This is a genomic window from Azospirillum sp. BE72 (assembly GCF_031455875.1).
Classification (GTDB): Bacteria; Pseudomonadota; Alphaproteobacteria; order Azospirillales; family Azospirillaceae; genus Azospirillum.
Map to the genome: position 1 here is coordinate 45814 of NZ_JAVDTO010000002.1, position 25648 is coordinate 71461.

Annotated in this window: 21 protein-coding genes; 13 read left to right on the forward strand and 8 right to left on the reverse strand. The window is 68.9% G+C overall.

What is annotated here, in order from left to right:
- Positions 1-19: 19 nt before the first annotated feature.
- Positions 20-592 carry a peroxidase-related enzyme gene (locus tag J2Y49_RS06410; protein ID WP_310113403.1) on the reverse strand — a complete coding sequence of 191 codons (573 nt, stop codon included), beginning with the start codon at positions 590-592 and terminating at the stop codon, positions 20-22.
- A 203-nt stretch (positions 593-795) separates the two neighbouring features.
- Here J2Y49_RS06410 and J2Y49_RS06415 point away from each other — a divergent pair, with 203 nt between their 5' ends.
- Positions 796-1875 carry a response regulator gene (locus tag J2Y49_RS06415; RefSeq protein ID WP_310113405.1) on the forward strand — a complete coding sequence of 360 codons (1080 nt, stop codon included), beginning with the start codon at positions 796-798 and terminating at the stop codon, positions 1873-1875.
- Positions 1876-1882: 7 nt separating this feature from the next.
- On the opposite strand, the gene J2Y49_RS06420 is transcribed toward J2Y49_RS06415, so the two are convergent.
- The 3 genes from J2Y49_RS06420 to J2Y49_RS06430 all read right to left on the reverse strand — a co-directional run bounded on the left by J2Y49_RS06420 (position 1883) and on the right by J2Y49_RS06430 (position 4650).
- Positions 1883-2179 (reverse strand): type II toxin-antitoxin system RelE/ParE family toxin, encoded by a 297-nt coding sequence (locus J2Y49_RS06420; protein WP_310113407.1) that lies wholly within the window; start codon positions 2177-2179, stop codon positions 1883-1885.
- Between the two features lie 9 nt (positions 2180-2188).
- Positions 2189-2446 (reverse strand): hypothetical protein, encoded by a 258-nt coding sequence (locus tag J2Y49_RS06425; RefSeq protein ID WP_310113409.1) that lies wholly within the window; start codon positions 2444-2446, stop codon positions 2189-2191.
- Between the two features lie 131 nt (positions 2447-2577).
- Entirely contained in the window at positions 2578-4650 is a 2073-nt protein-coding gene (locus J2Y49_RS06430; protein ID WP_310113411.1) for a nitrate- and nitrite sensing domain-containing protein, read from the reverse strand.
- Positions 4651-4975: 325 nt separating this feature from the next.
- Here J2Y49_RS06430 and J2Y49_RS06435 point away from each other — a divergent pair, with 325 nt between their 5' ends.
- From J2Y49_RS06435 to J2Y49_RS06455, 5 genes are all read left to right on the forward strand, one after another.
- Positions 4976-6250, forward strand: coding sequence for an LL-diaminopimelate aminotransferase (locus tag J2Y49_RS06435; protein ID WP_310113412.1), 1275 nt, complete (start codon positions 4976-4978; stop codon positions 6248-6250).
- Complete coding sequence (locus J2Y49_RS06440) at positions 6250-7554, forward strand: homoserine dehydrogenase (RefSeq protein WP_310113414.1); 1305 nt, start codon at positions 6250-6252, stop codon at positions 7552-7554. The genes J2Y49_RS06435 and J2Y49_RS06440 overlap by 1 nt, the downstream gene beginning before the upstream one ends.
- A gap of 105 nt (positions 7555-7659) precedes the next feature.
- The gene (glpX, locus tag J2Y49_RS06445) at positions 7660-8661 is read left to right on the forward strand and encodes a class II fructose-bisphosphatase (RefSeq protein WP_310113416.1); all 1002 of its coding nucleotides are present in this window, start codon (positions 7660-7662) and stop codon (positions 8659-8661) included.
- A 218-nt stretch (positions 8662-8879) separates the two neighbouring features.
- A complete protein-coding gene (locus J2Y49_RS06450; protein ID WP_310113418.1) occupies positions 8880-9092 on the forward strand; it encodes a DUF1127 domain-containing protein in 213 nt (70 codons plus the stop codon).
- Between the two features lie 278 nt (positions 9093-9370).
- Positions 9371-10570 carry a hybrid sensor histidine kinase/response regulator gene (locus J2Y49_RS06455; RefSeq protein ID WP_310113421.1) on the forward strand — a complete coding sequence of 400 codons (1200 nt, stop codon included), beginning with the start codon at positions 9371-9373 and terminating at the stop codon, positions 10568-10570.
- Positions 10571-10640: 70 nt separating this feature from the next.
- Here the strand turns inward: J2Y49_RS06455 and J2Y49_RS06460 are convergent, their stop codons facing one another.
- On the reverse strand, positions 10641-10958 hold the full coding sequence (locus J2Y49_RS06460) for a hypothetical protein (protein WP_310113423.1): 318 nt from the start codon (positions 10956-10958) through the stop codon (positions 10641-10643).
- A gap of 127 nt (positions 10959-11085) precedes the next feature.
- Here J2Y49_RS06460 and cutA point away from each other — a divergent pair, with 127 nt between their 5' ends.
- From cutA to pbpC, 5 genes are all read left to right on the forward strand, one after another.
- Complete coding sequence (gene cutA, locus J2Y49_RS06465) at positions 11086-11418, forward strand: divalent-cation tolerance protein CutA (RefSeq protein WP_310113425.1); 333 nt, start codon at positions 11086-11088, stop codon at positions 11416-11418.
- Positions 11419-11601: 183 nt separating this feature from the next.
- Positions 11602-12840: a gephyrin-like molybdotransferase Glp gene (gene glp, locus J2Y49_RS06470; protein WP_310113427.1), complete on the forward strand. Its 1239-nt coding sequence runs from the start codon at positions 11602-11604 to the stop codon at positions 12838-12840.
- Positions 12837-13766, forward strand: a complete 930-nt coding sequence (locus J2Y49_RS06475; RefSeq protein ID WP_310113428.1) for a LysR substrate-binding domain-containing protein — start codon at positions 12837-12839, stop codon at positions 13764-13766. The genes glp and J2Y49_RS06475 overlap by 4 nt, the downstream gene beginning before the upstream one ends.
- Positions 13767-13850: 84 nt before the next feature.
- On the forward strand, positions 13851-19067 hold the full coding sequence (locus J2Y49_RS06480) for an alpha-2-macroglobulin (protein ID WP_310113430.1): 5217 nt from the start codon (positions 13851-13853) through the stop codon (positions 19065-19067).
- A 267-nt stretch (positions 19068-19334) separates the two neighbouring features.
- Complete coding sequence (pbpC, locus tag J2Y49_RS06485) at positions 19335-21347, forward strand: penicillin-binding protein 1C (RefSeq protein ID WP_310113431.1); 2013 nt, start codon at positions 19335-19337, stop codon at positions 21345-21347.
- A gap of 3 nt (positions 21348-21350) precedes the next feature.
- Here pbpC and J2Y49_RS06490 read toward each other — a convergent pair whose 3' ends face one another.
- A complete protein-coding gene (locus J2Y49_RS06490) occupies positions 21351-21560 on the reverse strand; it encodes a hypothetical protein (RefSeq protein WP_081505952.1) in 210 nt (69 codons plus the stop codon).
- A gap of 183 nt (positions 21561-21743) precedes the next feature.
- On the opposite strand from J2Y49_RS06490, the gene J2Y49_RS06495 reads away from it, so the two are divergent.
- Together J2Y49_RS06495 and J2Y49_RS06500 are read left to right on the forward strand one after the other, a co-directional pair.
- Positions 21744-22163, forward strand: a complete 420-nt coding sequence (locus J2Y49_RS06495) for a hypothetical protein (RefSeq protein WP_310113433.1) — start codon at positions 21744-21746, stop codon at positions 22161-22163.
- Between the two features lie 81 nt (positions 22164-22244).
- Entirely contained in the window at positions 22245-23777 is a 1533-nt protein-coding gene (locus J2Y49_RS06500; protein WP_310113435.1) for a multicopper oxidase domain-containing protein, read from the forward strand.
- Positions 23778-23929: 152 nt separating this feature from the next.
- On the opposite strand, the gene J2Y49_RS06505 is transcribed toward J2Y49_RS06500, so the two are convergent.
- Positions 23930-24157: a SlyX family protein gene (locus tag J2Y49_RS06505; RefSeq protein ID WP_310113437.1), complete on the reverse strand. Its 228-nt coding sequence runs from the start codon at positions 24155-24157 to the stop codon at positions 23930-23932.
- Between the two features lie 82 nt (positions 24158-24239).
- Entirely contained in the window at positions 24240-25529 is a 1290-nt protein-coding gene (locus J2Y49_RS06510) for an Nramp family divalent metal transporter (protein ID WP_310113438.1), read from the reverse strand.
- Positions 25530-25648: the final 119 nt, after the last annotated feature.

Consider the following 25648-nt stretch of genomic DNA (forward strand, 5'->3'; position numbering starts at 1 on the left):
CGGCGTCATCGGTCCGGCGTTAACGATCCTGGCTGTGGTACTCGCGGTTGGGGATCATGTCCACCGCGGTCGCGAGACGGTTGGACATGTTGTAGAAGCCGGCAGTATCGGCGATGTCGAAGATGTCCTCCGCGCTGAAGCCCACGGCGCGCAGGGCCTCGCGGTCGGGCTCACCCACCGACATCGGCTCCTTCGTCAGCTTCCAGGCGAAGTCGAGCATGGCGCGCTGGCGCGGTTCCAGCGGGGCGACGCGATAGTTCGCGACCAGCATCTCGCCCAACTCCGGGTCGCCCGACAGCTTGCGCACCGCCTGCCCATGGGCGACGAGGCAGTAATAGCAGTGGTTGGCCGAAGACACGACGACCGCGATCATCTCGCGCTCCAGCTTGCTGAGTCCGCTCTCGCCCAGCATCAGCTCGTTGTAGAGCATGGCGAAGTTGCGCAGCTTCTTCGGCCGGAGGCTGTAGGCCTGAAGCACATTTGGAACGAAGCCCAGCTTTTCCACGCATTTGTCGAACAGCGCCTGCATGTCGGGGTCGAGGTCCGGCTTTTCCGGCAGGGGCAGGGCCATGACGTGATCGGGCTGCGGCATCGGGCGAATCCTCTCGTTGTTGGTTGGTGCGTCTGTTTGCCCGGCGGAGGGTAACCGCGGCGGCGGCTCCTGTCTCGTGTGGCCTGAATCCGGCGGATTGTCCCGTGCGCTTGTCTCTCGCCAAAGCTGCGTGGCTGTGCAAGAAGAAGGAGTATTGAATGCGGGGATATGGACCGCTTTACCAATCAGATGGCGCCAATCAGATGGCGATGACCCAGCCGAAGCTCGATCTTCTGTCCGTCCTTGTGGTGGAGGACAGCGGCTTCATCCGCGCGGTTCTCACCGCCACCCTGCGCACCATCGGCATCGGCCGGGTGGAGGGGGTGGCGAGTGGCGCCGACGCCATCCGCTGGCTGGAGGAGCGGCGCGCCGCCCTGCCGCCGGGTACCGCCCCGGTCGACCTGATCCTGTCCGATCTGGTGATGCCCGAGGTCAACGGGCTGATGCTGCTGCGCTGGATCCGCTACAGCCCGAAGAGCCCCGACAAGTTCCTGCCGGTCCTGATGCTGTCGGGCGCCGCCGACCGTCAGTATGTGGAACAGGCCCGCGATCTTGGCGCCACCGACTTCATCGCCAAGCCCTTTTCGGCGCACACCATCGCCAGCCGGCTGCTGTTCGCCATCGCCCGGCCGCGCCGTTTCGTTCTGGCCAAAGGCTATTTCGGGCCGGACCGCCGCCGCGCCGACAAGCCGGTCGCCATGGACTGCCGGACGACCGCGCCGTCGGAAATCCTGGTGGTGCACAGCGCATCGAAGGCGCGCGGGATCGACCGCTTCCCGGTCATCTATTTCGACCTGCCCAACCGGCTGGGCGCCAAGGTCGGCCTCGCCCCGCGCGACCCGGTCCCCACCCTGCCGCCGGAGGTGCTGGCCGCGGCGGAGGAGGAAATCCTCAACCGGGCAGGCGATTATGCCGTCTGGATCGGGGCGGAGGTGGAGGAGATGGGCCGCCGCGTCGATCGCCTGCCGCGCGAACCGGACGCCGTGTCCGGCCTGCTGGCCCAGGTCAACCGCTCCGCCCACGAGATGCGCGGGCAGGGCGGCATCTTCGGCTATCCGCTGATCACCCACATCGCCAAGTCGCTCTACGAGGCCACCCGCGGCGGCCTGACCACGGTGACCGCCAACGAGCACCTGCTGTTCAAGGCCCATGTGGACGCGATCAAGGCGGTGATGACCGGCCGCGTCAGCGGCGACGGCGGCGCGACCGGGCAGCAACTGCTGGCGTCGCTGGAGGTGGCGAAGAGGAAATACGCCAAGGCGATGGAGGTGGGGCGGGGGTGAGGTTGTCCTAATCCTGCATCAGCCGGGGCAGGTCGCGTGCGCCGTGGACGATCCGGATAACGATCACACGATCCGGTTCGGTGTGGCTGTAGACGATGACATAAGGCTGCAAGGCCAAGCTGCGCAGATTTGCGCCCAGTTCAGGACGGGTACGTCCGATGCCGGGAACTGCGGCAATCTTCCGGCAATGTTCCCGAATGTCCAACACCAGACGAACGGCGGCGAGTGGATTCTCGTGTGCGATGTAATCGCCGATTTGCTCCAGGTCGGCTTCCGCAGCCGCCGTGAGTTCGAGTCTCGCCATGCCGGGCGGTCAGTCCCGGCCCGGATGTTTCGCCCCGGCGTATTTCGCGATCAGACGCTCAAACACCTGTTCGCCGTCGGTGGTCCGGCCGGCTTCGGCATCGTCCATGCCAACCGCGATGTCGTCCCGTAGCGCCTGAACGCGCTCTTCCTCGCCTTCCTCGACGGGCTCCACCGTCACGCGGAAGCGCGTCCCCGCCTGCGGGCGGAAGGGCAGCGCGGCGGCGATCGCGCGCGGCAGCTCTTCCGCCAGGATGGTGGTCGTCACCTGCCGGAGGTGTTCCGGCGGCATTCGGGAAACGGGCATCGCAGCAGCCTCCGGGGCGGGAGCGGGGCAGGGCGTTGTCAGGATACACGCCTCACCATGGCGTGAACAGCGAGGACGCCCGCCCCATCCCTTCACGCCGTCCGGATCTGCCCGATGAAGTTCGTCACATCGCTGCGCAGGCTGTCGGCGTTCTGCTTGAGGGCGTCGGCCATCGACAGAACCTCCTTCGCCATGCTTCCGGCGCGGCCGGCCTCGGTGCTGACCAGGGCGGCGTTGTGGGAAACCTGGTCGGTGCCGTCCGCCGCCTGACGGACGTTGCGGCCGATCTCCGCGGTGGCGGCGTTCTGTTCCTCCACGGCGGCGGCGACGGCGGAGATGTTCTCCTCGATGCGGGTGACGATGGTGCCGATGCCGCCGATGGCCTGCACGGTCTGGCTGGTGGCGGATTGGATCTCGGCGACCTTCGCGGTGATGTCGTCGGTCGCCTTGGCCGTCTGGCTGGCCAGTTGCTTCACCTCGCTCGCCACGACGGCGAAGCCCTTGCCGGCCTCGCCGGCCCGTGCCGCCTCGATGGTGGCGTTGAGGGCGAGAAGGTTGGTCTGGCTGGCGATCTCGGTGATCATCCGCACGATCTCGCCCACTTGCTGGGCGGCGCCGCTGAGGTCTGCGATCACGCCGGCGGTGTGGCGCACGTCGGTGACCGCGCGTTCCGCCATTTCGGTGGAACCCGCCATCTGGCGCCCGATCTCGGCGATGGAGGAGGTCAGCTCCTCCGTCGCGGCGGCCACGGCCTGGACGTTGCTGGACGCCCCTTCCGACGCGCGGGCGACCGACAACACATGTTCCTCGGTGTCGGAGGCGATGCGGCTCATCTGCTCGGCATTGCCGCGCAGGCCGGTGGCGGCGCCGACCAGCCGTTCGGCCACCGATTCGATGTGGCGGTCGAACTCCTCCACCAGCCGTTCCAGCCGCTCGGCCTCGCGCAGGCGCTCCTCCTGCTGCCGCTGCTGTTCGGCGGCGAGCCGGTCTGCCTCGGCGAGGCTGAGACGGAACTGATCCAGGCGGCGGGCCATGGCGCCCAACTCGTCCGCGCGTTCGGCCCCGGCGATGGTCAGCCCGCGCTCGCCCGCTTCCATCCGCGCCATGTCCGAGTTCAGGCGGGCGATCGGACGTGTGATGTTGCGGGCGACCAGCACGGCGATCAGCGTCATCATCACCAGCAGCACGGCCACCCCGATGACAACGCCGGTGAGGCGGGTCATCGAATCCCGGACGTCCCGGCTGGCCAGTGCGATCAGATTGTCGGCCACCCGCGTTTCGACGGTGCGCAGCATGTCGATGGCGACGGTGATGGTGTCGAACCACTTGCCGGCATCCACCCCCTGGTTTCCGGCGCCATAGGCGGACGCGACGCCGATGCGGCGCATCCGCTCCACCTCCTCCACCGCGCTGCCGGTGAAGGTCCTGTCGAAGAAGGCGGCTTCGTCGGCCGTCAGCTTTGCCTTCAGGCCGGCCATCAGCGCCTTGTATTCGCCGTTCAGTTCGATGAAGCGTTCATGGGCGTCGGCCGGGAACCGGTCCTTGCGGAAGGCGGCGCCGCCGACCGCCCGCTGCTGGCCCAGCCGTTCCTTCGCTTCCGACAGGGAGACCATGGCGTCGGCCGCGCGCAGCTGGTCGCTGTCGTCGGACATGCTGCGGGCCTGTCCGGCGGCGTCCAGCAGCTTGCGGATTGTGACCGTGTAGCTCGCCACCGTTTCCAAGGGTGACTGGGTCATGGCGTTCACGCCGCTGCGCAGGCCGGGCAACTGCGACAATGCGTCGCGGGCGCTTGCCATCGCCGCGGCCACATGGGGATCGCGGATGCGCGCGGCGGCGAACTGCGGCATCAGGTCCGCCAGCTTGCCGTCCGCTGCCGTCCGCACCGTCTCCATCCGCCGGCGGTCCTCGTCCAGCTTGCCGCTGAGAAACACCGACGACGACCCGCGTTCCTTCTGCAACTCGTGCACGAGGCTCGTCATGCCGACCGACAGGCGGGTGACAGAGGCCAGATCGTCGGCGCGGCGGCTCGCCTGGAGCTGGTCCCACACCAGCAGCGACGATGTGATGACCACACCCGCCATCGGAATGGACAGGGCAAGCGCCAGCTTCCGCATGACGCGCATATTGCCGAGGAGGCCGTCGGCGGCCTTCAAAAGCGAAACCATCTCACATCTCCAGCAGACGGGACCGTCTGGACACAATTCGGATGCCTCTGCGACGCACCCGTCGGATTAGTATGGAAGCTAATGAGTTAAGGCTCAGTTAGGTTTAACCATGACATCGTTGAGGGGATTGCTTGGTCGTTCCGCCCTGCCGCCTTCCTTGCGCATCGGTCCCGCCACCGGGGCGCCTTGCGGCGAAAGCGCCGTGCCAGCCGCGCATCCCGCGAAATTTGCCTCGCTTCCGTCGCGCCAGGGCGGTAGAACGTCAGTCCCGGTCCGCAGGTCTCTTGGGTTCGTGGCGTGACCGGAGCGGTCTTCCGGAGCGTCCATGTCGAACAACGAATTCCATCGCATCAAGCGCCTGCCGCCCTACGTCTTCGCCGAAGTGAACGCGATGAAGGCGCGAGCTAGGGCCAACGGCGCCGACATCATCGACCTCGGCATGGGCAATCCCGACCAGGCGACCCCGCAGCACATCGTCGACAAGCTGGTCGAGGCCGTGCGCGATCCGAAGACGCACCGCTACTCGAACTCCCGCGGCATCCCCGGCCTGCGCAAGGCCCATGCCGCCTATTACAAGCGCCGCTTCAACGTCGACGTCGATCCCGAGACCGAGTGCATCGTCACCATCGGCTCGAAGGAAGGTCTGGCGAACCTCGCCCAGGCGATCACCAGCCCCGGCGACATCATCCTGGTGCCGAATCCGTCATACCCGATTCATCCGTTCGGCTTCATCCTGGCCGGCGCCTCGGTGCGCCATCTGCCGGTGGGCATGGAGAACGGGGCGTCGACCGACATCGACAGCTTCATGATCATGCTGGAGCGCGCCGTGCGCCACAGCGTGCCGAAGCCGCTGGCGCTGGTGCTGAACTACCCGTCGAACCCGACGGCTGAGGTGGTGGGGCTGGACTTCTACCGCCCGATCGTCGAGTTCTGCCGCAAGCACGGCATCTACATCCTGTCCGATCTGGCCTATGCCGAGATCTTCTTCGACAACGATCCGCCGCCGTCGATCCTGGAGATTCCGGAAGCGCGCGAAATCGCGGTCGAGTTCACCTCGATGTCGAAGACCTATTCGATGGCCGGCTGGCGCATCGGCTTCGCCACCGGCAACAAGACGCTGATCACCGCGCTGGCCCGCATCAAGTCGTATCTCGACTACGGCGCCTTCACGCCGATCCAGGTCGCCGCCGCCGCCGCGCTGAACGGTCCGCAGGACTGCGTGCAGCAGGTGCGCGACATGTACAAGCAGCGCCGCGACGTGATGATCGAGGGGCTGGCCGCCGCCGGCTGGGAAGTTCCCAGCCCGAAGGCGTCGATGTTCGCCTGGGCGCCGATCCCGCCGCAGTTCGCCCATCTGGGCTCGCTGGAATTCTCCAAGCTGCTGCTGCAGCAGGCGGAGGTCGCGGTGGCGCCCGGCATCGGCTTCGGCGAATACGGTGACGGCCATGTCCGTCTGGCGATGGTGGAGAACGTTCACCGTATCCGTCAGGCGACCCGCAACATCAAGGAGTTCTTCCGCTCCAATGCCGGCGGCGTTGCGGCGAGCAAGGACCCGGCGGCCCGCGCCGCCCTTTTGGAATCCGAGAAAGCGAAAGCCTGATGCCGAACGCCCAGCAAGCCCCCCTGAAAATCGCCGTCGCCGGCCTTGGTACGGTCGGCGCCGGTGTCCTGAAGCTGCTGGACACGCAAGGTTCGCTGATCGAACAGCGCTGCGGCCGCCGGATCGAGGTGGTCGCGGTCAGCGCGCGGTCGAAGGGCAAGGACCGCGGCGTCGACCTGTCGCGCGTGCAGTGGTTCGACGATCCCGTCGCCATGGCCGCGCAATCCGGCGCCGATCTGGTGGTGGAACTGATCGGCGGCTCGGAAGGTCCGGCGCGCGACACCGTCGCCACGGCGCTGGAGACCGGCAAGCATGTGGTCACCGCGAACAAGGCGCTGCTGGCGGTCCATGGCACCGAGATCGCGCAGAAGGCCGAATCGCGCGGCCTGACCGTCGCCTTCGAGGCGGCGGTGGCCGGCGGCATCCCGATCATCAAGGGGTTGCGCGAAGGTCTGGCCGCAAACGGCGTGTCGGAAATCCACGGCATCCTGAACGGCACCTGCAACTACATCCTGACGGAGATGCGGACCACCGGCCGCGACTTCGCCGATGTGCTGGCCGACGCCCAGGCTCTCGGCTATGCCGAGGCCGATCCCAGCTTCGACATCGACGGCGTCGATGCCGCGCACAAGCTGGCGATCCTCGCCTCCGTCGCCTTCGGCACGCCGGTCGACTTCTCCTCCGTCTACATCGAAGGCATCCGCCAGGTGTCGGCGGTCGATTTCGACTATGCCGACCAGCTGGGCTTCCGCATCAAGCTGCTGGGCATCGCACGCCGCACCGATGCGGGCGTCGAGCAGCGCGTGCATCCCTGCATGGTGCCGAAGACCGCGCCGATCGCGGCGGTGGACGGCGTGTTCAACGCCGTGGTGGCCCAGGCGGATTTCGCCGACCGGGTGCTGTTCGTCGGCCGCGGCGCCGGTGCCGGGCCGACCGCGTCGGCGGTGGTCGCCGACCTGATCGACATCGCCCGCGGGCGGTCTACGCCCACCTTCGGCGTTCCGGCCGATCGGCTTGGCGCGGCAACCCCCTCGCCCATGGAAGCCCGCCGCGGGTCGTACTACGTCCGCCTGATGGTGGTGGACCGCCCCGGTGTGATAGCGGATATCGCAGCGGCGATGCGTGACCAGAACGTCTCCATGGAGCAGTTCCTGCAGCGCGGCCGCTCGCCGGGCGAAGGCGTTCCGGTGGTCCTCACCACCCATGACACCGACGAGGCGGCCATGCAGCGCGCGCTTGCGACCATCGCGGCCAGCGACAACGTGCTGGAGCCGCCGCGGATGATCCGGATTGAACAGTTCTAACAGGCAGTTTTAAGCCTTTCCCAAACAGGACAGTCCTGACCTGCCCGGTTTCCCAGAATAACCGAACACAGCCTTATACGACCGAAGAGTCGGGGGGAGCACACGATGTCTACGCCGTCTACGCATGTCGATCTGTCCCACATGGACCGCAACCTCGCGCTGGAGGCCGTCCGCGTGACCGAGGCCGCCGCCCTGTCGGCCTCGCTGCTGATGGGTCGCGGCGACGAGAAGCTGGCCGACCAGGCCGCGGTCGACGCCATGCGCCAGGCGCTCAACACGCTCTACATCGACGGCACCGTCGTGATCGGCGAGGGTGAGCGCGACGAGGCCCCGATGCTGTACATCGGCGAGAAGGTCGGTGCCGGCATCGGTTCCGGTCCGAAGGTCGACATCGCGCTCGACCCGCTGGAAGGCACCACCATCTGCGCCACCGGCGGTCCGAATTCGTTGGCCGTGATCGCCATGGCGGAGGAGGGCGGCTTCCTGAACGCCCCCGACGTGTACATGGACAAGATCGCCGTCGGCGCCGGCCTGCCGGACAACATCGTCGACCTGGACGAGACGCCGGCCAACAACCTGAAGGCGCTGGCCAAGGCCAAGGGCACCGAGATCGAGGAGCTGCTGGTCTGCATCCTGAACCGTCCGCGCCATGCCGAGCTGATCGCCCGCGTCCGTGAAGCCGGCGCCCGCATCATGCTGATCAACGACGGCGACGTGTCGGGCGTCATCGCCACCAGCCAGGCCGGCACCGGTGTCGACATGTATGTCGGCTCCGGCGGTGCGCCGGAAGGCGTGCTTGCCGCCGCGGCCCTGCGTTGCATCGGCGGCCAGTTCCAGGGCCGTCTGCTGTTCCGCAACGACGACGAGCGCGCCCGTGCCGCCAAGTGGGGCGTCACCGATCTGGACAAGAAGTACAGCCTGCACGAACTGGCGCGTGGCAACGTCATGTTCGCCGCCACCGGCGTCACCGACGGCGCCATGCTGAAGGGTGTCCGCCGCGTTCCGGGCGGTGCCTACACCCATTCGGTCATCATGCGCTCCAAGTCGGGCACGGTCCGCTACATCGAGGCGCACCACAACCTGTCGCGCAAGCCGGCCGTCAAGTAAGCCTGACACCACCAAGCCATTGTTTTCGAAGACGCGCGGAGGGAAACCTCCGCGCGTTTTTTCGTGCCCGCTTTGATCTGGCTCCATTTGCCTACGAAGGTTCTATCGAATTCGCGCAGGTCTGCCGCCGTCGCGCCGCAGAGGCCCTGCCATTGATTTCGCGGGTGCAGAAGGCAAAATAGGCTCATGTAATCGAGCGCCAAGCGCAGGAGATCATCATGGCCTACTCTTCGATGCAGTCTACGTCCGGTGAATTGTTTGATGCCGGAACAAAGGGCAGCACTGTCTTTCAACGTGTCGTTCATTGGGTCCGCGAACGGATTGAACTTCGCCGCGCGGAAAGTGAGCTGAACCACATGTCCGACGCCGAACTGTCCGACATCGGTCTGACCCGGGGCGAGATCCACAACGCGGTTCGTCGCGGCTATTGATAGCCGGACTATCGAAGGGCTTGCCCAAAGCGTCTGGCGCCCGGCGGTCCATCCGAGTCCCGAATGCGGAAAGCCCCGGAAATTGCCGGGGTTTTCGCATATGCACAGGCATTAACCTTTTCTTCATCGACCCTGCCCATGCGGCACATATGCCTGGGAGGGGTTGCGCGCTGCAGCAGAGTTATGGTTAATGCAGTTTAACATTAACCCCGGTTCTGTTCCAAAATGGAAACGGGGCGCCTTCGGGAACCCCAATACTCCGTGAGAGCCGTGGTCGCATGAGTCTCATTCATCGCCTTCAGTCGCTGGAAGCGGAGCGCGACGCCGCCCGGGAGGAGGCTGAGCGCGCCAACCTCGCCAAGTCGAAGTTCCTCGCCGCCGCCAGCCACGACCTCCGCCAACCCCTGCAAGCCCTGTTCTTCCTGTCCGCGGCCCTGGCCCGCCATGTCGGCGACCACAACGGGCGAGACCTGCTGTCCCGGCTCGACCAAGGGCTGGATACCATGAAAGGGCTGCTGGATGGCTTGCTGGAGGTTTCCCGGTTGGAGGCGGGCGTGGTGACGCCGGTGCTGGACACGTTTGCCGCAAGCGAAATCACCGACGCGCTGGATTCCGCCTATGCCGAGCAGGCCACCGCCAAGGGGCTGGTCTGGCGGGTGGAAGGCTGCGAGGCCGTTCTGCGGACCGACCGCGGGCTGCTGATGCAGCTGTTGCGCAATCTGGTCGACAACGCCCTGCGCTATACCGAGGCCGGCGCCATCCGCATCCGCTGCCGGGTCGATGGCGAAAGGCTGGCCATCGAGGTGCAGGACACCGGAATCGGCATCCCGCCCGAACATCTGGATCGCATCTTCGAGGAGTTCCATCAGGTCGGCAATCCGGAGCGCGACCGGCTGCGCGGCCTTGGGCTGGGACTTGCCATCGTGCGGCGGCTGTCACAGCTGCTCGACCATCCGGTACAGGTGCGCTCGGTGCAGGGGCAGGGCTCCGCCTTCCGGGTGCTGGTGCCGCTGGCTCCGGCCCGCCTCATCCCCACCCGCGCGGGCGGGGTGGATCGCCGGCCGGTGATCGACCGGCCGCGGCTGGCGGTGCTGGTGGACGACGATGCCGTGGTGCTGCTGGGGCTGCAAACGGTGCTGACCGAGTGGGGATTCCGCGTAATCGCGGCGGACGGCCCCGACCGGGCGATGGACCGGCTGGAGGCGCTGGACCGGGCGCCGGACATTGTCATCGCCGATTACCGGCTGCGCGAAGGCCGTGTCGGCACAGAGGTGATCCGCCGCGTCCGTGAACGCTATGGGGAGGAGATCCCCGCCATGATCCTGACCGGCGAGACCGGCATCGACACGCTGGCCGACGTCTCCGCCCATGGCGTGGCCGTGCTGCACAAGCCGGTGACCCCGCGCCAATTGCAGGCCGAGGTCGACAGGCTGCTTCGGATCAAGCGCGTCGACGGCGTCGCCCAAGTCGCCCAGTGACGGGGTCGCCCGGTAACCGGAGCGTCCCGCAGGGGCAGAGGCGTTCGTGCCGTCCCGCTACGAGTTTATCTCAGATCAGCGCACCTTGGCGCGCATCGTCCTCCGCCCCATCGGTGGGGGCTTCTTCGTTTCCGCCGTGTCCATTCAGCGCGACCTGCCCGGCTTCGGTCAGGCGGCAGACCAACCAGTCCGGCTTCAGCGGATTGTCGAACCAGCGTTCCGCCCAGCCGGCCTTCAGGCAGGCCTCGACGGTCGCCTTCTTCACGCGCTGTCCCCGCTCGTCGAACAGCGGCAGCTTGCCGCCCGGCTGGTCCAGACCGCGGCGCAGCCAAGCCCCCTGGACGTCTGACGGGGCGCTGCGGGACGGGGAACGGCGGGGCTTGGCCATGGATGGGCGACTCTTGCGGATGCGGGATGGGGCAGGGGGGGTGCCGGCCCCGGCGGGGGCTGTGGCAAAGTGGGGGCATCCTACGCGAAAGCTCATCGCAGGTGCATCGAAAAGGAGGAGCCCTTCCATGCCCGAAACCGGCACCGACCATCTCGTCTTCGCCTACATCACCGCCGGTTCCAGGGAGGAAGCGCTCCGCATCGGCCGCACCCTGGTGGAGGAGCGTCTGGCCGCCTGCGCCAACGTGCTGGACGGCATGACCTCCGTCTACCGATGGAACGGCGCTGTCGAACAGGCGGACGAGGCGGTGCTGATCGCCAAGACCCGATCCTCGCTGTTCGACCGGCTGACCGCCCGCGTGCGCGACCTGCACAGCTACGATACGCCTTGCGTGGTGGAACTTCCGGTCGGGCGCGGCAATCCCGCCTATCTGGACTGGCTGCGGGTGGAGACGGCCTGACCGGCCGGGAGGCGGAAGGGCCGCGCAACCGGCACATGCCGAAACAGGATCTTGACGTCGATCAAGGTCGCGCGCTGCAGTTGACGGTACCGGTCACGCGAATTGGCCGCTCCTTCGGGCGAGCGCGATAGCCGACGCCAACCCGCGCGTTGCCGCACCACCTTCATCAAGGACATCGAGACCATGGACGATTGCTCCGCACACGGCCCCACCCCCCTGTCGCTGGACGAGGCGGTCGCGCGCGTCGCGCAGGGTTATGGCGCCGTGACAGGGACGGAGGAGGTGCCGCTGCGCCAGGCGCTCGGCCGCGTGCTGGCGGAGGAGGTGGTGGCTCCGGTCAATGTGCCGCCGGCCGATGTGTCCGCCATGGACGGTTGGGCCTATGCCGCCGATGCCGGGGAGGGGTTCCGGCGCCTCGACATCGTGGGGCGCGTGCCGGCCGGCTCCAAGTTCGAGGGAACCGTCGGGCCGGGGCAGGCGGTGCGCATCTTCACCGGCGCACCGGTCCCGGCCGGCGTCGATACAGTGGCGATGCAGGAGGATTGCCGGACCGACGGCGACGCCGTTCTGGTCCCGGCCTCGCTGAAGCGGGGCTCCAATATCCGTTCGGCGGGAGAAGACATGACGGCCGGCGCCGTCGTGCTGCATCCCGGCCAGCGGATGCGCGCGCAGGAGGTCGGGCTCGCCGCCGCGGTCGGCCGCTCCAGCCTGACGGTGCGCAAGCGGCTGACGGTGGTGCTGTTCTCCACCGGTGACGAACTGCGGGAGCCGGGGGCGCCGAAGCCCGACCATGCCATCTATGACGCCAACCGCTACACGTTGGCCGCACAGCTCGATGCGCTGGGGGTGGAGGTGCGCGACCTCGGCATCCTGCCGGACCGGCCGGACGCCACCCGCGCGGCGCTGGCCGAGGCCGCCGGCACCGCCGACCTGATCGTCACCAGCGGCGGCGTGTCGGTCGGCGAGGAGGACCATGTCAAGGCGGCGGTCAACGCACTCGGCTCCATCGACCTGTGGACGCTGGCGATCAAGCCGGGCAAGCCGCTTGCCCTTGGCCGGGTCGGCGACACGCCTTTCCTTGGACTGCCCGGCAACCCGGTATCGGCGATGGTCACCTTCCTGCTGGTCGGCCGGCCGCTGGTTCTGCGACTGTCGGGGGCGTCCGGCATCGCCACGCCGCGAAGCCTGGTGGTCGCCGACTTCAGCTTCACCAAGAAGCCCGGCCGTCGCGAGTTCCTGCGCGCCCGGCTGGAGCGTGGCGAGGACGGTCGCCCGGTCGCCGTGAAGTTCCCCAGCGACAGCTCCGGCGTGCTGACCTCGATGGTGGAGGCCGATGGGCTGGTCGACATGCCGGCGGAGGCCACCGCCGTACGGCCGGGCGATCTGGTGGACTTCCTGCCCTTCACCGGCCTGTTCGCGTGACGCTGGAGCAGCTGCGCATCTTCGCCACGGTGGCAGAGATGCTGCACTTCACCCGCGCCGCCGAGGTGCTGCACCTGTCGCAGCCGGCGGTCAGCGCCGCCATCGCCGCGCTGGAGGCGGAGCACGGCCTGCGCCTGTTCGACCGCATCGGCCGCCGGGTGGAACTGACCGCCGCCGGCCAGCTGCTGCACGGTCAGGCGCGTGCCATCCTGGCGAAGGTGGAAGAGGCCGGCACCATGCTGGCCGAGCTGTCGGGCCTGTCGCGCGGATCATTGCGGCTGGCAGCCAGCCAGACCGTCGGCAACCACTGGCTGCCGCCGCGCCTGCTGCGCTTCGCCGAGGCTTATCCGGGCATCCGCCTGGACCTGTTCATCGGCAACACCGAGCAGGTCGCCGAGGCCGTGCGCGACGGCCGCGCCGAGTTGGGGATCGCCGAAGGGGCAGTGGCCGATTCGGCGCTGGTCAGCGGACCGATCGAGGGCGACCGGCTGCGGCTTGTGGTGGGCGGCTCGCACCCCTGGGCTGGTCAGGGACGGGTCGGACCGGAGGAAATGGCCGCCGGACGCTGGATTCTGCGCGAACCCGGTTCCGGCACGCGGGCGCTGTTCGAGGCGGCGATTCGCGGCGTGGGGCTGGATCCGGACGGGCTGGACGTGGCGATGACCCTGCCGGGCGGCGGGGTGATCCGATCGGCTCTGCTGGCCGGAGTTGGTGCCAGCGTGCTGTCCGACCTGATCGTCGCCGAGGATCTGGCCGCCGGACGGATCATCGCGCTGGAGGGGCTGGAGCTGCCGGCCCGGCCCTTCCACCTGTTGCGCCACCGCGACCGCTACCGCAGCATCGCCGAACGGGCGTTCGTGCGCCTGTCCGTGGAAGACATCCCCTCTCTCCGGCAGGGAGATGGAAGGTTCCAAGGGGTATCGTAAGGCGGTATCGGCGGTTCGGCTTATCGCCATAGCCCGATTATCGGCGCTATAACCGGGCATTCCCGCTTCCGGTTGTAAGGCGACATGATGGTACGGCTGCTGACGCTGCTCTGGGTCCTTGCGGTGATGGCCTTCCTTGGCACTCCGGTCCGCGCCGACTACACGCCGCCGGGGGCGCTGTCCGATGCCACCGCCTACGCCAACGGGCTGCTGCTGAAATCGCCGCCGCAGCCCAAGCCGCAGGTGATCGCCGACCTGCTGAAGCAGGCGCGCGCCGCCCGCGACCGCAAGGACATGGCCGGCGCCATCCAGGCTTATGAGAAGACCATCACCCAGGGCGGCGGCTCGCCGTCGGTCTGGTTGGAGCTGAGTGCGGCCTGGATGGCGGCGACTCCGCCCAACAAGGATCGCGCGCTGCAGAGCGCCGTCATGGCCGGCCAGTTCAACCCGAAGGACGAGGAGCGCGTCGCCATCCTCTGGCGCATCGCCACGCTGATGGACGAGGCCTTCGGTAAGCCGGACGAGGCGGTGAAGGCGCTGAAGGCCATCCGCGAACTGGCGCCGAAGCTGGAAGCGGCGACCCTCGACACCCAGGCGCCCAAGCTGGAGGAGCGGTTCGTCGCGATGCGCCGCAAGGCCGGGTTGGCGATGACCGGCGTCACCGTCAACGCCGAGGGCAGCAGCCCGCGCGTCTGCTTCCAGTTCTCCGACCGGCTGACCGGCAAGCCGGGCGTGCGTTTCGACGATTACGTCCGGGTGGAACCGCCGACCAAGACCGCGCTCGAAGCGCGGGAGAACAGCCTGTGCCTGCGCGGCGTCACCCACGGCAACGGCTACACCGTCACCCTGCGCCAGGGCCTGCCCGGCGAGGACGGCGTGGCGCTGAAGGCCGACGAAACCCAGCGCGTTCGCGTGCTCGACCGGCCGTCGATGGCCGCCTTCCGCGGCTCTTCCTACATCCTCCCACGCAAGGGCGCCGACGGCATCCCGGTGGTCAGCGTCAATACCGATCGCCTCGACGTGTCGGTCTACCGCATCGCCGACCGCGCGCTGGTGTCCAACAAGTATGACGCCAGCCTGTTCAGCGAACTGACCGGCTATGCCGCCGACCGGCTGGCCCAGGAGAATGGCGAACTGGTGTGGTCCGGCACGCTGGATGTGAAGGGGGAGCGCAACCGCGACGTCACCGCGGCGATACCCTTCCGGCAAGCGGTGGGCGACGATCCGAAGCCGGGCCTCTATGTCGTCACCGCCCGTCCGCATGACACGGAGGATGCCGACCGCTGGGACGCGCTGGCGACCCAATGGGTGCTGCTGTCCGACATCGGTCTGACCAGCTTCCGCGGGGCCGACGGGCTGACCGTCTTCGCCCGCTCCTTCGGTTCGGCCAAGCCGCTGCCGGGGGTGGATGTGGCGCTGGTCGCCCGCAACAACTCCGAACTGGCCCGCGCCAGGACCGACGAGTTCGGCCGTGCCCGCTTCGCGCCCGGCCTGCTGAAGACCGGCGGCAATGCGCCCGAGATGGTGATGGCCTATCTCGGCACCGATTTCGCCATGCAGGACCTGACCGGCGCCGCCTTCGACCTCAGCGACCGCGGAGTCGGCGGGCGTCAGGCGCCGGGGCCGATGGACGCGTTCGTCTACAGCGACCGCGGAGTCTACCGCCAGGGCGAGACGGTGAACCTGTCGATCCTGCTGCGTGACGACAAGACCGAGGCGGTGGACAACTTCCCGCTGACGGTCAAGGTGCTGCGCCCCAGCGGCACCGAATATTACAGTGGCGCCCTCAAGGGCCGGGAGGCCGGCGGCTTCTTCCTGCCGCTCACGCTGACCCGTACGGCTCCACTGGGCGGCTGGTCGGTGCTGGTCTACAGCGACCCGAAGGGCGAGCCGATCGGCCGCGGTGAATTCCAGGTCGAGGATTTCGTGCCGATCAAGCTGGCGCTCGACCTGACCGCCAGCGCGCCGATCCTGGTGCCGGGGCAACCCTTCGAGGTGACTGCGCAGGGCCGATTCCTCTATGGCCCGCCGGCTGCCGGCCTGGACGGCACCGCCGAGGTGGCGCTGAAGCCCGACCCGATGCCCTATCCGGCGTTCAAGGATTACCGGTTCGGACGGGTGCAGGACAACCCGACCGAGCGGCTCGACCCGCTGGAGTTTCCGACCACCGACGATCAGGGCGTGTCGCGCATCGCGGTTACGCTGCCGGAGGTGCCGGACACCAGCAAGCCGCTGCGGGCCGACATTCGCGTCACCCTGTCCGAGCCGGGCGGGCGTCCGGTCCACAAGTCGGTGAGCGTGCCGGTTCGTCCGAAGACCCATGCGCTGGGCCTGCGCCCGCGCTTCTCCGACGGCCGTATCGGCGAGGGGGCGGAGGCCGCCTTCGACCTCGTCGCCGTGGCGCCGGACGGCAGCGCCATTGCCAAGCCCGGCATCAAGTGGGAACTGGTGGAGGAGCGGGTCTCCTTCGTGTGGTTCCGCCGCGACGGCCGCTACAGCTACAACGCCACGGTGCGCGACGTGCCGCTGGCATCCGGCAGCGTCGACGTCGCCGCCGACAAGCCGGCACAGGTGGCGTTGGGCAAGCGCGAGTTCGGCCGTTACCGGCTGGAGGTGACGGACAAGGCGGCGGGGGTGGCCAGTTCCTACCGCTTCTATTCCGGCTGGGCCAGCGGCGACGAGACCGCAGACATCCCGGACAAGCTGGAGGTCTCCACCGACAAGCAGTCCTACAAGCCCGGCGAGACCGCCCGCATCCGCGTGGCGCCGCCCTTCGCCGGCGAACTGCTGGTGACGGTGGCGACCGACCGCATCTTCGACGTGCGCACCATTTCGGTTCCGGCCGAGGGGGCGACAGTGGAAATCCCGGTCGATGCCGCCTGGGGTCCCGGTGCCTATGTCACCGCCACCGCCTACCGTCCGCCGGTCAAAGGGCGGGAGCGCCAGCCGGTGCGCGCCATGGGCGTCGCCTGGGTCGGCGTCGATCCGTCGGTCCGCACGTTGGCCGTCACGCTGGACGCGCCGCAGGTGATGCGCCCGCGCAGCCGGCTGGAGGTTGGGGTGAAGGTCGCCGCCGCCGATGGCGGGTCGATCGAGGACACCTATGTCACGCTTGCGGCGGTGGACGAGGGCATCCTTCGCCTGACCGACTTCGCCAGCCCGCAGCCGGAGAAGCACTATTTCGGCAAGCGCCGGCTGGGGCTGGACATCCGCGACGATTACGGCCGGCTGATCGATCCGCTCGACGGCCCCTATGGCGCCATGCGCCAAGGCGGCGATTCGAGCGGCGCCGGTCTGCCGGTGGTGCCCTTCACCGTCGTCTCGCTGTTCCAGGGGCCGGTGAAGGTGGGGGCCGACGGCACCGCCCGCATCGGCTTCGACGTGCCGGACTTCAACGGCGAGCTTCGCGTCATGGCGGTGGCCTACAGCCGCGGCCGGGTCGGCTCCGCCGCCGGGCCCGTGACGGTGCGCGATCCGCTGGTCGCCGACGCCATCCTGCCGCGCTTCCTCGCCCCCGGCGACGACAGCCGGGTGACGCTGTCGCTTCACAATGTGGAGGCGGCGGCCGGCACCTATGAGGTGGCGGTGACCGCGCAGGACGCGGTGTCGGTCGAGGGCGGCAGCCTGTCCGTCCCGCTGGCCAAGGGCGAGCGCAAGACGCTGGTGGTGCCGCTGAAGGGTGTCGCCGCCGGCATCGGCCATGTCGCCGTTGCGGTGAAGGGGCCGGAAAACCTGGCGCTGAGCCACGAGTACGGCATCACCGTGCGCCCGGCGCGGGCGGTGGAGACGCAGTTCGTCACCCGCCAGATCGCGCCCGGCGAGAGCGTACGCTTCGACGGGGCGGAGTTGGCGACCTATCTGCCGGGGACGACCAACTGGTCTGCCAGCTTCACCACGGCGCCGCCCTTCGATGTCGGCGGCATCCTGCGGGCGCTCGACCGCTATCCCTTCGGTTGCCTGGAACAGACGGTCAGCCGCGCCCTCCCGCTGCTGGTGGTGCGCGATGTCGAACTGGCGCTGGGCAAGGACCGCAAGCCCGACGACGGGCTGGAGGCCCGCGTTCAGCAGGCGATCTCCCGCACGCTGGACAAGCAGCGCTTCGACGGCGCCTTCGGCCTGTGGGGCGCGCATGACGAGGCCGACGGCTGGCTGACCGCCTATACCACCGAATTCCTGATCCGCGCCAAGCAGAAGGGCGAGGCGGTTCCGGACAAGCCGCTGACCGATGCGCTGTCCTGGCTGCGCCAGCGCGCCATCGCCAGCGCGACGGAGCCGGCGGATCTGACGGTGCGCGCCTATGCCCTGCACACGCTGGCGCTGGCCGGCGTGTCGCTGCCGGGGCCGGCGCGCTACCTGCACGACACCGCGCTGGATAAACTGCCGACGCCGCTCGCCAAGGGGCAGCTCGGCGCGGCTCTCGCCCGCATGGGCGACCAGGAGCGCGCGGCCAGCGCCTTCGACAGCGCCGTCGGCCATCTGGCGCGCGAGGAATGGCATGTCGATTACGGCTCCACCGTCCGCGACGCCGCGGCGCTGGTGGCGCTGATGACCGAGGTCAACATGGCCGGCAACCGCATCCCGGCGCTGATCGACCGGCTTCCGGCATCGGCCACCGCCGCCAACCGCACCAACACGCAGGAAAAGGCATGGTCGGTGCTGGCCGCTGACGCGCTGCTGCGCGGCGCGCCGGCCAAGGTGGAGGTCACGCTTGGCGGCACGCGGCGCGACGGGTCGCGGGTCGATTTGACCCCGACCTTGGCCCAGCTGAAGGCCGGCATCCCGGTCGCCAATGCCGGCAAGGCGGCGGTGTGGCAGGCGGTGTCGCTGTCCGGTGTGCCGGTGGCCCCGCAGCCGGCGGCGCGCGAAGGGCTGCGCATCAAGCGCAACTTCTTCACCCGCAAGGGCGAGGTGCTGAACCTCGACGGCATCAAACAGAACGACGTGTTCGTGGTGGTGCTGGAGGGCGAAGCGAACACCAAGCTGTTCCACCAGGGCATGGTGACCCACGCGTTGCCCGCCGGCTGGGAGATCGAGAACGCCAAGCTCGGCGGCGGCACGCCGGAGGAGATGCAGTGGCTGGGCGACCTCAGCTACACCCGCACGACCGAGGCGCGCGACGACCGCTATGTCGCCGCGGTGGACCTGACGGAGGATCAGCAGACCTTCAAACTGGCCTTCATCGTCCGCGCCATCACCCCCGGCACCTATGAACTGCCGGGCGCGACGGTGGAGGACATGTACAAGCCGCGCTTCTTCGCCCGCCAGAACACCGGGCGGATCACCGTCCATCCGGCGGAGTGACGATTGCCGCAGAGGTGGTTCCGCCTGTTGCGCTTGAGGTCGGAGCAGCCCGCCGAGGTCTCGGAAGCCCTTCTCCCCTTGCGGGGCGGGATCGGCCAAACGCCAACGGCGTTTTGCCGACCCGCGGGTTGGGATGAGGGGTGCTGCCGGTCGAAGGCCGGTGCAAATAGGAATTTGCGACCCCTCACCCCAACCCCTTTCCCAAAAGGGGAGAGGGGCTTTTGGTTCAGGCGGGGAGGGCTGGCCGCAGCGGGCGTCGCCGTCCTGATGGGCACGGCGCTGCTGCTCGACCGGCTGTTCCCGCCGCCGCTGGACCGGCTGGCCGACCTGTCGGTGACGGTCACCGACCGCAAGGGCCAGCCGTTGCGCGTCTTCACCAACGGGTCAGGGGCGTGGCGTCTGCCGGCGACGGTCGACGACGTGTCGCCTCTGTTCGTCGAGTTGCTGCTGGCCTATGAGGACCGGCGATTCGAGAGCCATGCCGGGGTCGACCCGCTGGCAGTGCTGCGCGCGGCGGCACAGAATCTGGGAGCCGGGCGGGTGGTGTCCGGTGCCTCCACCATCACCATGCAGGTCGCCCGCCTGCTGGAGCCGCGACCGCGCACCTTTACGGCCAAGCTGATCGAGGCGGCGCGGGCGGCGCAGCTGGAATGGCGCTACGGCAAGCGCGACATCCTCGGCATGTACCTGACGCTCGCCCCCTATGGCGGCAACATCGAAGGCATCCGAGCGGCCTCGCTGATGCTGTTGGGCAAGCCGCCGGTGGAGTTGGACGCGGCAGAAGCGGCGTTGCTGGTCTCGCTGCCGCAATCGCCATCCCGTCTGCGGCCGGACCGCTATCTGGAGCGGGCGCAGGTGGCGCGCGACAAGGTGCTGGACCGGGTGGCGGAGGCAAGCGCCCTGTCGCCCAAGGCGGTGGCGGAGGCGAAGTCGCTGCCGGTGCCGTCGGCACGCCTGCCCCTGCCGGCGTCAGCCCCGCATCTGGCCGACCGGCTGCGCAGCGCAAATCCCGGCCGGGCGGAGATCGCCACCACCATCGACGGCACGCTGCAGCAGGCGGTCGAGGCACTGGGCCGCCGGGCGGCGGAGACGCTGAACCCGCAGGCCGGGCTGGCAGTGCTGGTGGTGGACAACCGCGACCGCTCGGTGCTCGCCTATCTCGGCAGTCCCAACGCACTGGACGAGACGCGGCAGGGGCCGATCGACATGGTTCGGGCGGTGCGCTCGCCGGGGTCGGCGCTGAAGCCCTTCATCTATGGGCTGGGCTTCGACGACGGCATCATCCATCCGCTGACCCAGATCGCCGACGTTTCCACCCGCTTCGGCGACTGGGCGCCGCGCAATTTCGACCGCAGCTTCACCGGCGACCTGACGGTGATGGAGGCGCTGCAACGCTCGCTGAACGTGCCTGCGGTGCTGGTGCTCGACCGGGTGGGGCCGCTACGATTCGCCGACGCGTTGCGGCGGGCCGGCGCGCGGCTCGTGCTGCCCCATGGCGCGGCGCTGCCGGGCCTGCCGGTGGCCCTCGGCGGGGCGTCGATCAGCCTGTGGGACATGACGGCGCTTTACGGCGGGCTTGCCCGCGACGGGCTGGTCGCGCCGCTGCGAACCAGGATCGACGAACCGGGTGGGGCGGAACACCGGATGCTGTCGGCCACGGCGGCGCAGCAGGTTCGGGCCATCCTGGAAGGCTCCCCGCCGCCGCCGGGCGTGGTGCAAGCGCAGGAACTGCGCGGCAGCGGACCCGTGGCGCTGAAGACCGGCACCAGCTATGGCTTCCGCGACGCCTGGGCCTTCGGCGTGACCGGGCGCTATACGGTCGGCGTGTGGGTTGGCCGCCCCGACGGTACGCCCAGCCCCGACCATTACGGCCGCAATACCGCGGCACCGCTGCTGTTCGAGGTGTTCGACCGGCTTCCGGCCGAGCGTGGCCGCCCCGCCGGACCGGTGCGCAACGAGACGCCGCCGGAACTGCTGCGCCGCCTGCGGCCCGGCGACGCCGAGGTGGCCGGTCCCCGCCAGTCCGATCGGCTGCGCCTGACCTTCCCGGTCAGCGACATGGTGCTGGAGGCGCTGGGGCCGGACGGGAAGGGGGAGCCGATGTCCCTGACCGCCACCGGCGGGCGGCGGCCGCTGTCCTGGCTGATCGACGGGCGCCGCATCGCCCAGTCGCCCATCGCGCGGGAGGTGGTGTGGCGGCCGGACGGTCCGGGGCTGGTCCGCGTCACGGTGCTCGACGCCGACGGCCGCAGCGACAGCGCGACCGTCGAGATCCGCTGAGTCCTAGGACGCCCGGCGCAGGCCGAACGGAGCGTCGTCGCGCTGGCTCCACACCCGCGAGCGGACCCGCATCTGCTTCTGGCAATCCACCGAGCAATAGAGCGGTGCCGGCCCCCGCGTCGACGGACGGACGAACGGACGGCCGCAGCAGGCGCAATGCAGCTGGCGGGTCGCGGTGTGCGGGGTGTTGGCCGGACGGGCGGAGGCGGACATGGTCACGACGAAGGTGGGTTGTTTCGGGTGAGCGCGAATATAGGGGAGCTGTGTTGCAGTTCCATGCTCGGGAAAGTTCTTAGGACTGAATGGGTAGCGGGACTGGCCGCTGGTCGGCGGCGATTGACCGCGTCGGCCCGACGACCTATCTGAAATGGCTGGGTAACAGGCGGGAGCGTTGCGGTGCCGATCTGCGTCACCGACTGGCTGCGGCGTTTGACGAGCATAGCGGGGGCGATGGCCCTGGCGATGCTCGTCCTGCTGCTGTGGCAAGGTACCGCCGTCGCCGCATGCCCGCACGACGGCGACAGCCCTTCGCCTGCGGCCACGGCGCAGCAACACCTGCAATCCGCTGCAATGACCCACCATGTCCGGCCCGTTCCGGCCCAGTCGCAAGGATCGGGCCGTCAGGGATCGGCTCACCATGGTGTGCTGCAGCCCTGCTGCGGCGGCATGGCATGCGCTGCCGTGACGGCGGCGGCACCGGGGGAAGAGTTGGTCGTTCCGGTCGTGCTGGGGAGGTCGATGCCGGGTTGGCCCGCCGGACCGTTGCGCGAGGGGCAGGGAGTGCGCCCGGATTTGCCGCCACCGCGGCTGGGATGAGTCGCTCGCGTCGTCCGCGCCCGCTCGCGGCGTGACGGCGCCTTCGGTGCTTTCCCCCAATTCGAATTTCCGGTGTTCGCAATGACTCTCGCGCTTTCGCGCCGCCGTCTGCTGTCGACGGCCATGGCCGGCGGCTGTGCCGCCCTGCTGCCCGCCTTTCCTCGCTCCACCCTGGCCGCAGTGCCGGCCGCGGATCAGCCCATCCGCCTGAGCATCGAGCGCCGCACGCTGGATGTGAACGGCAAGGCGGCGAGCGTGTTCGGCATCCGCCAACCCGACGGCACGCATGGACTGGTTCTCGATCCCGGACGGCGGTTTCTGGTCGATCTCGCCAACCGGGCGGGGGAAGAGGCGGTGATCCACTGGCATGGCCAGACTCCGCCCTATGCCCAGGACGGCGTGGCCGACATGAACCGCCCGACCATCCGCGACGGTGGCTCTGCCAGCTACGACTTCGCGCCGCGGACGGGGACGCACTGGATGCATTCCCACCACGGGCTGCAGGAACAGTTGCTGATGGCCGCCCCGCTGGTGGTCCGAAGTGCCGACGACCTCCGCGCCGACGAGCAGGAGGTGACCGTCCTGCTGCATGACTTCACCCTTCGCGCTCCGGCCGAGGTGCTGGCCGCGCTGACCGGACCGGCCGGCGGGACGGGGCATGGCGGTCACGGCCAAATGGGACACGGATCCCTCGGCTCCATGGGACATGGCTCGCACGGGTCCATGAATCACGGCTCCATGAATCACGGCGGAACGCCTCATGGCTCCGCGGGGCATGCCATGTCCGGCGGTATGGCGATGGACCTGAACGATGTCGAGTACGACGCCTATCTCGCCAACGACCGCACGCTTGCCGACCCCGAGGTCTTGCGGGTGGAGCGGAGCGGCCGGGTGCGGCTGCGGGTGATCAACGGCGCCACCTCCACCGCTTTCCATCTCGATCTCGGGCGCCTGACCGGGGAGGTGGTCGCGGCGGATGGCAACCCCGTGCATCCGGTCGCCGGCAACCGCTTCGGGATCAGCATGGGGCAGCGACTCGACATCCGGCTGAGGCTGCCCTCCGAAGGCGGCGCGTTTCCGATTCTTGCCCTGCGCGAGGGGGCGGTACAGCGGACCGGCCTCATCCTCGCCACGCCCGGCGCCATTGTGCAGCGGGTGGCGGAACAGGGAGAGGCCGCGACCGAAGCGCTCGACCTGTCGCTGGAGCGGCGGCTCGTCGCCGGGCAGTCTCTTCCAACCCGCGCGGCGGATCTGTCGGCGCGGGTGCGGCTGACCGGGTCGATGGCCCCCTATGTCTGGAGCCTGGACGACCGGACCTTCGGCACGCACGCGCCGCTGGTGGTTCGCAAGGGACAGCGGGTGGAACTGACCTTCGAGAACCTGTCGATGATGGCGCACCCCATGCACCTGCACGGCCATCATTTCCAGGTGGTGACGATCGATGGCCGCCCGGTGGTGGGGGCGGTGCGCGACACTGTGCTGGTGCCGACGATGGGCAGCGTGACGGTGGCCTTCGACGCCGACAATCCCGGCCGCTGGCCGCTCCACTGCCACAACCTGCTGCACATGGCGACGGGGATGATGACGGAGGTGGTGGTCGAGGGGGTGGTCTGACTATTGCCGCGTTAGACCCCCACCTATCCTCCCCCGCCCAGCGGGGGAGGGGACCAAAGCTTGTTCGGGAGAGTGGCGGCAGTCCCTCCCCCGCCCAGCGGGGGAGGATAGGGGGGGCTAGCGTGGCACGTAACCGGCCTTCCCACCGCCCCTCAGTAATGCGGCGGCGGCCGGTCATCCTGCGGCGAGGCTATCGCGTACTCCGCCGCCTCGACGCGGTCGCGCATGCGCTTCAGCTGAGCGGTCAGGCGGTCGATGATCTGGCCCTGGGCGAAGATGACCTCCGACATCTCCTCCGCCATCCGCTCGTGGTGGGCGAGACGGCTTTCCAGGTCGGCCAGACGCTCTTCGATAAGTCGCTGTTCGAGGGCGGGATCCATGGGGCACCGGTCAGACAGTGAAGAACGGGAAGGGGCCGCAAGATGGACCATTCCCCGCTCCGGGTCGAGGGTGCCTTTCCGCTCACACCATCGCCGTGGTACCGGCCAGCCAGCCCGACAGGCCGGTCAGCAGCAGGACGGTCAGGCTCGCCAGCCGCAGGGTCAGCGGCGCCATCGCCAGCCCGCCCATCAGCTTGTCGTTGCGCAGCAGCAACAGCATCGGGATCAGGATGAAGGGCAGGGTCAGGGCCAGAACCACCTGACTCAGCACCAGCAGCTCGTCGACCGCGCCATCGCCGGCGCTGCCCAGCACCGCCAGCGCCGGAATCAGCGAGGCGCCGCGGGTGATCAGCGCACGGGTGACGGGGCGCAGGCGCAGGTTCAGGAAGCCTTCGGTCACCATCTGCCCGGCCATGGTGCCGGTGGTGGTCGAACTCTGGCCGGCAGCCAGCAGGGCGATGGCGAAGATCAGCGCGGCGGCTCCGCCGATGCTGCTGCCCAGCAGGGCGTGCGCGTCCTCGATGCCGGGGGTGCTGCCGGTGGTGACGCCCTGGAAGGCGACGGCGGCCACCGCCAGGATGGAGCCGTTGACCAGACCGGCCAGCGCCAGCGCGGTCGACAGGTCGATGGTCAGCCAGCGGGCGGCCTGCCTGCGCTCCTCCGCCGTCTTCACCTCGGCCAGCCGCGAGCGGACCAGACCGGAGTGCAGAAACAGGTTGTGCGGCATGACGGTGGCGCCGATGATGCCCAGCGACAGGTACAGCATCTCCGGATCGCGGGCCAATTCGATGGTCGGAACCAGCCCGGCCAGCAGGGCGCCAGGATCGGGACGGGCGATCACCAATTCCCAGGCGAAGCAGACCACGACCACGCTCATCAGCGCGCCGACCACCAGTTCGGGCGCACGGCCCCGCGCGCCCGGCAGGGCCAGGATGCCGAAGGTCAGCACGGCGGAGATCACCACGCCGGCCATGATCGGTATGCCGAACAGCAGCTTCAGCGCGATGGCACTGCCCAGCAGTTCGGCCAGATCGGTGGCGATCATCGCCAGTTCCGACACCGCCCACACCGCCATCGCCACCGGGCGGGGGAAGCGGTCGCGGATCAGCCGGGCCAGATCCTTGCCGGTCGCCAGCGTCAGCCGGACGATCAGCCCCTGAAGGAAGATCCCTGCCAGACTGGCGATCAGCACCGCCGACAGCAGCGCGAAACCGAAGCTGGAACCTGCCGCGATGTCCGTCGCCCAGTTGCCCGGGTCCATGTAGCCGACCGCCACCACGAAGCCGGGGCCGAGCATGGTCCAGAACCGGCGACCGGTTGCGGGGATGCGGGATGATGCGTCGGCGGCGATGGTGGGGGATGCGGTCTTCACGCCGGTTGCTCCTGAACGGTCCTTGGCGGCCAGAGACTTGACCGCTGATGCAAGAATGGCCGGCCAGTTCGATAGTGTCCAATCGATGTTTTTTAACATCGCAATAGGACACATCTATC